A 6,838-nucleotide genomic window follows, 5' to 3' on the forward strand; every position below is an offset into this window, starting at 1 on the left:
CCCAGGACGACAAGGCCCACATCGCCTCGCTCATGCGCCCGGTGTACGAGCCCGGCAAAATCGCCGGCTGGGTCGCCCCACCCAGGACCGGCATCAACGGGCAACCCTTCGAGTACGAGTACGTCCACCTCGCCTGACGCCCCCTGGCGCCCCCAAAGCCCGCACTTCTGCTGCCTGTCCCACCTTTCCAGGTCCCCTGATACGTGGGACAGGCACCAGAAGTCGGAAGGTGACTCACCCGGAAGGACCATTCGATGAACGCGCTCGCCCCCGTGGACGTCGACATCCTCATCGTCGGCGCCGGCCCCGTGGGACTGTTCGGCGCCTACTACGCGGGTTTCCGGGCTTTGCGGGTCGCGGTGATGGACTCGCTGCCGGAGCTCGGTGGCCAGATCAGCGCCATGTACCCGGAGAAGCAGATCTACGACATCGCCGGGTTTCCCGCCGTGCGCGGACGGGACCTTGTCGCGAACCTCAAGGCCCAGGCGGACAAGTTCGCCCCGGTGTATCTGACGGGTCAAAAGGCGGAGACACTGGAACGCCTGCCGGACGCGGAGAGCGGCGCGCCCCGCTTGGAGATCGCCTCCGACCAGGGTCAGGTCGTGCGGTGCGGTGTGGTCATCGTGACCGGTGGCATCGGCAGCTTCACCCCGCGCCCGCTGCGGGCCGGCTCCGAGTTCCTCGGCAAGGGGCTGTCGTACTTCGTGCCGGACCTCAATGCCCTGGCGGGCAAGGACGTCGTGATCGTCGGCGGTGGCGACAGCGCGTTCGACTGGGCGCTCGGCCTGCACGAGATCGCCGCCTCGGTCACCCTGGTGCACCGCCGCGAGGTGTTTCGCGCTCACGCGCACACCGTCGAGCAGGTGCGCAACACCCCGGTGCGGATCATCACCAACGCAGAGATCAAGAGCGTCGACGGCACCGACGCCGTCGAGTCCGTCGCGGTCGACCAGAACGGCGAGATCCACGAACTGCCGTGCGACCACCTGGTCGCCGCGCTCGGGTTTACCGCGAACCTCGGGCCGTTGCTGAGCTGGGGCATCGAGATCCAGGACCGCCGGCACATCCTCGTCGACACCCGGATGGCGACCAACGAACGCGGCATCTTCGCCGCCGGCGACATCACCGAGTATCCCGGCAAGGTTCGGCTGATCGTGGTCGGCTTCGGCGAGGTGGCCACCGCCGTCAACAACGCGGCCGTGCTGCTCGACCCGCAGGCCGCGGTGTTCCCCGGCCACTCCACCGACGCTGTACCCGCCCCGGCTGCCTGAGGAGGGACACCGAAATGCCTTACGTCATCGCCGAACCCTGCATCGACGTCATGGACACGTCGTGTCGTGACGAGTGTCCGGTCGACTGCATCTACGAAGGTGCCCGCAAGCTCTACATCAATCCCAAGGAATGCATCGACTGCGGCGCCTGCGAACCGGTGTGTCCGGTCGAGGCCATCACCCAGGACCGGCGGGTCAACCCGGCGTACGTCCCATTCGTGGAGGACAACAAGACTTTCTTCCTGGAGACGCTGATCGGTCGCGACGCGCCGCTCGGGGCCCCCGGGGGCGCGCATGCTGTCGGCCGGGTGGGCGTCGACACTGAACTCGTGGCAAGCCACCCCGGTAACGGCTGACGAGGAGACCGAAGATGAGCGATCCCAACAGCACCGGCGCGATGGGCGTTCCGGCGCACGAGCTGTCCGACGCCGAGCTGGCGCAGCAGGGCACCCAGGCGCACGCCAGCCGCAACTGGGTCTTCCTGCACGGCACCGCCGAGCAGTTCCATCGGCACACCGAGCGCATGCTGGAATTGGAGCAGGAGTACCTGCGCCGCTTCCCGAAACGCACCTGGCAGGGGTCCGGTGGCACCAGTGAAAGCGTCGATCTGGTCGAGCAGGACACGCTCGCGCAGGTCCGTCACCTGACTCGGACCTACGCCGGCGCGGTGGAACAACTGCTTGCCCGGCACAACGTGGCCGAGCCGACCAAGGCACAGGAGGCGAGTGCGGCGGATCTCGAGTCCGCGTTGCTGCGTCGCTACCTGTCCGCCTCGAACGGACGCCTGCACAAGCTCGAGGCCCACCAGGCGGCCCGGGAGATCGGCATCGCGCCGGCTGCGGTCGCCGCACTCTTCAAGGCCCAACCGCCGTTGCTGGTGACAGCTGGGGAGTACCGCCAACTCACCGAAGCCGGTCGGGCTCGGGCAAGTTCGTGACTCATCAGTAGTCAGGTCAGTTCGAGCAAGGGAGTTCTTCGTAATGCGTTTCGACAATGTCGCCATCCCCGCCGGCCTGGCGTGGTCCTCGCCCTTCGCCAAATGGCAGGGCACGTTGGCGAACGTGAACAGCCTCGACCTGGCCGCCGCCGTGACCACGAAAGCCTTGTCGGAGCGAGGATTCGCCGTCGAAGGCCTGGACGGGGTCGTGCTCGGGTGGACGATCCCGCAGCAGGAGGCGTTCTACGGCGCCCCGACGCTGGCCGTACGCATCGGCGCCGACGGGCTGACCGGGCCGATGATCTCCCAGGCCTGTGCGACCGGTGTGGCCTCGCTCGCCGCCGCGGCCGGCCAGGTCGCGGCCGGCGCCGGGACCCACCTCGTGGTTACCACCGACCGCACCAGCAACGGCCCGCTGCTGTCCTACCCGAACCCGACCGGCATGGGTGGTGCCCCGCGGACCGAGACCTGGGTGCTCGACAGCTTCGGTCGGGATCCCTCGACGAACAAGGGAATGTTGGCTGCGGGGGAGACTGCGGCCGCCAAGCACGGCATCACCCGCGAGCAGTGCGACGAGCTCACCGTGCTCCGCTCGGACCAGTACCAGCGCTCGCTGGCCGACGACCGAGCTTTCCAACGGCGCTACCAGGTGCCGGTGGAGATCGCCGCCAAGCGCGGCAAGGGCCTGGTTCTCGAGGCCGACGAGGGAATCCGTCCGGCGGTCGCGGAGGAGATCGGCAAGCTCGCCCCGGTCGACCCGGACGGCGTGCTGACGTTCGCCGGCCAGACCCACCCGGCCGACGGCACCGCCGGTGCGGTCGTGACCACGGTCGACCGGGCCCGGCAACTGTCCGGTGGCAAGGGAATCGCTCGAATCCTCGGCGTCGGGTACGCCCGGGTCGGCAAGTGCCACATGCCCGAGGCGCCCGTCCCGGCCGCGCGGAACGCGCTGCGCGCGGCCGGGTTGTCGATCGACCACGTCGACGCGGTGACCACGCACAACCCGTTCGCCGTGAACGACCTGATCTTCGCCGAGGAGACCGGCTACCCGATCGAGCGGATGAACGCCTACGGCAGCAGCCTGATCTTCGGCCACCCGCAGGCCCCCACCGGCATGCGCTCGATCGCCGAGCTCATCGAGGAACTGCGGCTGCGCGGCGGCGGCATCGGGCTGTTCACCGGTTGCGCCGCCGGCGACACCGCGGCGGCGCTCGTGCTGCGTGTGGAGGACTGAACGGTGGCGCTGTTCGCCGCACCTGACATCGCGCGGACGGACCGGCCGGACGGCTCGATCCTGCTCGAGTCGCGGGACCTGCTGGCGCCGTACGCACGGTCGCTCGGCGACCTGCTGCGGGCCGGTTCCCGGGCGCACCCCGACCGCCTCTTGATCACCCGGGTGAGCGGCCGCGGGCCCAACGGCGGCCGCTACACCTGGGGCGAGGCCAAGGATGCCGCGCACGCCCTCGCCCAGGCGCTGTTGGACCACGGCCTGTCCGCCGACCGTCCGTTGCTGGTGTTGTCCGGCAACTCGATCGAGCACGCCCTGCTGACGTACGCCGCCTACACGGTCGGCGTGCCGGTGGTCCCGATCTCGACGGCGTACTCGCTGGCGTCGGCCGACCACGCCCGGGTCCGGGCCATCGCCGAGTTGGTCCGACCAGGGCTGGTCTTCGCCGACGACGAGAAGTGCTACGACGCAGCACTTTCCGTCGTGGAGAACGCCGGTGCCCGGGCGGTGGTTTGCGGCGAACCGGTCACCGGCACCGGGCGGCGGGCGTTCGCGGACCTGCTCGCCACGACCCCGACATCGGCTGTGGGCGCCGCGGCCGCGACCGTCCGGCCGGACAGCGTTGCCAAAATCCTCTTCACCTCCGGTTCGACCGGCGTACCCAAGGGAGTTCTGAACACCCATCAGATGCTGTGCGCCAACCAGCAGCAGATGCGCCAGGTCTGGCCGTTCCTCGTGCAGACCCCGCCGGTGCTGGTCGACTGGTTGCCGTGGAGCCACACGTTCGGCGGCAACCACAACTTCAACATGATCCTCGCCAACGGTGGGACCCTGCACATCGACGACGGCAAGCCGGTGTCGGCACTGTTCGACAAGACCTTGGCGGCACTGGCCACGCACAGCCCGACCGCGTACTTCAACGTCCCGATGGGCTACCAGATGCTGGCCCCTCGGCTGGAGAGCGACCCGGAGTTCGCCGAACGCTTCTTCTCCGGGGTCTCGATCCTGTTCTACGCCGCCGCCTCGCTGCCGACGGAGCTGTACCACCGGCTGCGGGCGATCGCGAAGGACGTCACCGGTCGCGAGATCCCGCTGACCTCCTCGTGGGGAACCACCGAGACCGGGCCCGCGGTCACCTCGGCGCACTACGACCCTTCGCCGTCCGGTTGCATCGGCGTGCCGATCCCGGGCGACGTGCTCAAGCTCGTGCCGACGGGCTCGAAGCTGGAGATCCGGGTCAAGGGCCCGAACATCACGCAGGGATACGTCGGTGCGGCGTCGGCGACCGCGGCGGCCTTCGACGACGAAGGCTTCTACCTCACCGGCGACGCGGTTCGGTTCGTGGATCCGGATGACATGAACCTGGGCCTGCTGTTCGACGGCCGCATCGCCGAGGACTTCAAGCTGTTGTCCGGCACCTGGGTGAGCGTCGGAAATCTGCGCACCGCATTGGTCTCCGCGGCCGGCGGCCTGATCACCGACGCCGTGATCGCCGGGCACGACAAGGACTACGTCTCCGCACTCGCGTGGCCCTCGGCCCACGCGTTGAAACTGACGGAGGACCAGGAACTGCGCGGCCGGCTGTGCCGCGTGCTCGCCGACCTGAACCGGGGCCAGGGTTCGGCCGCCCGGATCGAGCGTCTGATTCTGTTGCTCGAACCACCGGTCCTGGACGCCGGCGAGATCACCGACAAGGGTTACGTGAACCAACGTGTGGTGCTGGAACGCCGGCACGAGTTGGTCGCGCGTCTGTACACCGAGGACAGTGGGGCCGACATCCTGCGTCCAGGAGGGAACGACAAATGAGCGAACTGCTGGAGAGCTACGCCGCCGGATCCTGGTTCCGAGCTCAGGACGTCGGTGACCCGCTGCTGGACGCGGCGACCGGCGAGGAGGTCGCCCGGATCTCGGCGACCGGTCTGGACCTGGCCGCGATGGCCGAGCATGCGCGCACCGCCGGCGGGCCCGCGATCCGGGCGCTGACGTTCCCGCAGCGGGCCGGTCTGCTGAAGCAGTTGGCGGCGCACCTGAACGAGGACAAGGACGAGCTCTACGCGTTGTCCGCGCGGACCGGGGCCACCCGCCGGGACTCGATGGTCGACATCGACGGCGGCATCGGCACCGTGTTCGTCTATGCCTCGAAGGGTGCCAAGGAGCTCCCGAACGACACGATCGTGCTCGACGGGCCGGAGGAGATGCTCGGCAAGAACGGGGTGTTCGCCGGCCGGCACATCTTCTCGTCCCGGCCGGGCGTCGCCGTCGAGATCAACGCCTTCAACTTCCCGGTCTGGGGGATGCTCGAGAAGCTCGCGCCGGCGTTCCTGGCGGGGCTGCCCAGCATCGTCAAGCCGGCCAGCCAAACGGCCTACCTGACCGAGGCGATCGTGCGGCGGATCATCGCCTCGGGGATCCTCCCGGAGGGTTCGCTGCAGTTGCTGTGCGGCTCCGCGGGCGGCTTGCTCGACGTGCTGGGCGAGCAGGACTCGGTGTCGTTCACCGGCTCCGCCCACACCGCGACGGTGCTGCGGAGCAACCCGGCCGTCCAGCAGCGTGGCGTGCGCCTGCAGGTCGAGGCGGACTCGCTGAATTGTTCGATCCTGGGCCCGGACGTCACGCCCGGCAGCCCGGAGTTCGACCTGTTCGTCAAGGCAGTGGTCACCGAGATGACCGTGAAGGCCGGACAGAAGTGCACCGCGATCCGGCGCACGATCGTGCCGGCAGCGGCGGCCGACGCCGTGGTCGAGGCCATCGCGGCGAAGCTGTCGAAGATCACGGTGGGCAACCCGAACAGCGAGCGGGTCCGCATGGGCGCGCTGGCCAGCCTGGCGCAGCGGGCTGAGGTCCGGAAGTCCGTCGAGGCGCTGCGGTCCTCCGCCGATGTCGTTTTCGGTTCGCCGGACTCGGTCGAGGTGATTGACGCCGACCCCGAGCGTGGCGCGTTCCTCTCACCGATCCTGCTGCGGGCGCGACCTGGTGCCGTCGAACCACACGACGTCGAGGCGTTCGGCCCGGTCAGCACCGTGCTCACCTACGACTCGGTCGCGGACGCCGTGGCGCTCGCCGCTCGCGGCAAGGGCAGCCTGGCCGGGTCGGTCGTGACCGCTGACCCGGCGACGGCCCGGGAACTCGTGCGCGGGCTGGCCCCCTGGCACGGCCGGATCCTCGTCCTGGACGGCGTTTCCGCGCCGGACAACACCGGGCACGGCACACCGCTGCCCGGGCTGGTGCACGGCGGTCCGGGTCGGGCCGGTGGCGGGGAGGAACTCGGCGGCATCCGCGGGGTGCTGCACCACATGCAGCGCTCGGCGATCCAGGGCTCGCCCGACATGTTGGCCGCCATCACCCGCCCCTGAAACCCCGCATCTTCTGACGTGTCGCGCGCCCTTCCACATGCCGGGAAGG

At 69.5% G+C, this 6,838-nt stretch carries 6 protein-coding genes; all 6 read left to right on the forward strand.

The features are described 5' to 3' along the window. Positions 1 to 254 precede the first annotated feature (254 nt). From VHU88_23620 to paaZ, 6 genes are read left to right on the forward strand one after another with little or no spacing between them, the layout of a single operon-like run. Positions 255 to 1,271 carry an NAD(P)/FAD-dependent oxidoreductase gene (locus VHU88_23620; GenBank protein ID HEX3614697.1) on the forward strand — a complete coding sequence of 339 codons (1,017 nt, stop codon included), beginning with the start codon at positions 255 to 257 and terminating at the stop codon, positions 1,269 to 1,271. Positions 1,272 to 1,285: 14 nt separating this feature from the next. Beyond that, a complete protein-coding gene (gene fdxA, locus VHU88_23625) occupies positions 1,286 to 1,627 on the forward strand; it encodes a ferredoxin (GenBank protein ID HEX3614698.1) in 342 nt (113 codons plus the stop codon). Positions 1,628 to 1,641: 14 nt separating this feature from the next. Further along, the gene (locus VHU88_23630) at positions 1,642 to 2,208 is read left to right on the forward strand and encodes a DUF6158 family protein (protein ID HEX3614699.1); all 567 of its coding nucleotides are present in this window, start codon (positions 1,642 to 1,644) and stop codon (positions 2,206 to 2,208) included. 43 nt (positions 2,209 to 2,251) lie between these two features. Next, complete coding sequence (locus VHU88_23635) at positions 2,252 to 3,442, forward strand: thiolase family protein (protein ID HEX3614700.1); 1,191 nt, start codon at positions 2,252 to 2,254, stop codon at positions 3,440 to 3,442. Positions 3,443 to 3,445: 3 nt separating this feature from the next. Continuing rightward, a complete protein-coding gene (locus tag VHU88_23640) occupies positions 3,446 to 5,242 on the forward strand; it encodes a feruloyl-CoA synthase (GenBank protein HEX3614701.1) in 1,797 nt (598 codons plus the stop codon). After that, positions 5,239 to 6,789: a phenylacetic acid degradation bifunctional protein PaaZ gene (gene paaZ, locus VHU88_23645; GenBank protein ID HEX3614702.1), complete on the forward strand. Its 1,551-nt coding sequence runs from the start codon at positions 5,239 to 5,241 to the stop codon at positions 6,787 to 6,789. Before VHU88_23640 ends, paaZ begins: the two co-directional genes overlap by 4 nt. The last annotated feature ends 49 nt before the right edge of the window (positions 6,790 to 6,838 follow it).

It is taken from the genome of Sporichthyaceae bacterium, from assembly GCA_036269075.1.
Taxonomy (GTDB): domain Bacteria; phylum Actinomycetota; class Actinomycetes; order Sporichthyales; family Sporichthyaceae; genus DASQPJ01.

Bases quoted from the DNA above. Each gene is read 5' to 3' on its own strand.
- VHU88_23620 (HEX3614697.1), top strand. From the start codon at position 255: ATGAACGCGCTCGCCCCCGTGGACGTCGACATCCTCATCGTCGGCGCC.
- fdxA (HEX3614698.1), top strand. From the start codon at position 1,286: ATGCCTTACGTCATCGCCGAACCCTGCATCGACGTCATGGACACGTCG.
- VHU88_23630 (HEX3614699.1), top strand. From the start codon at position 1,642: ATGAGCGATCCCAACAGCACCGGCGCGATGGGCGTTCCGGCGCACGAG.
- VHU88_23635 (HEX3614700.1), top strand. From the start codon at position 2,252: ATGCGTTTCGACAATGTCGCCATCCCCGCCGGCCTGGCGTGGTCCTCG.
- paaZ (HEX3614702.1), top strand. From the start codon at position 5,239: ATGAGCGAACTGCTGGAGAGCTACGCCGCCGGATCCTGGTTCCGAGCT.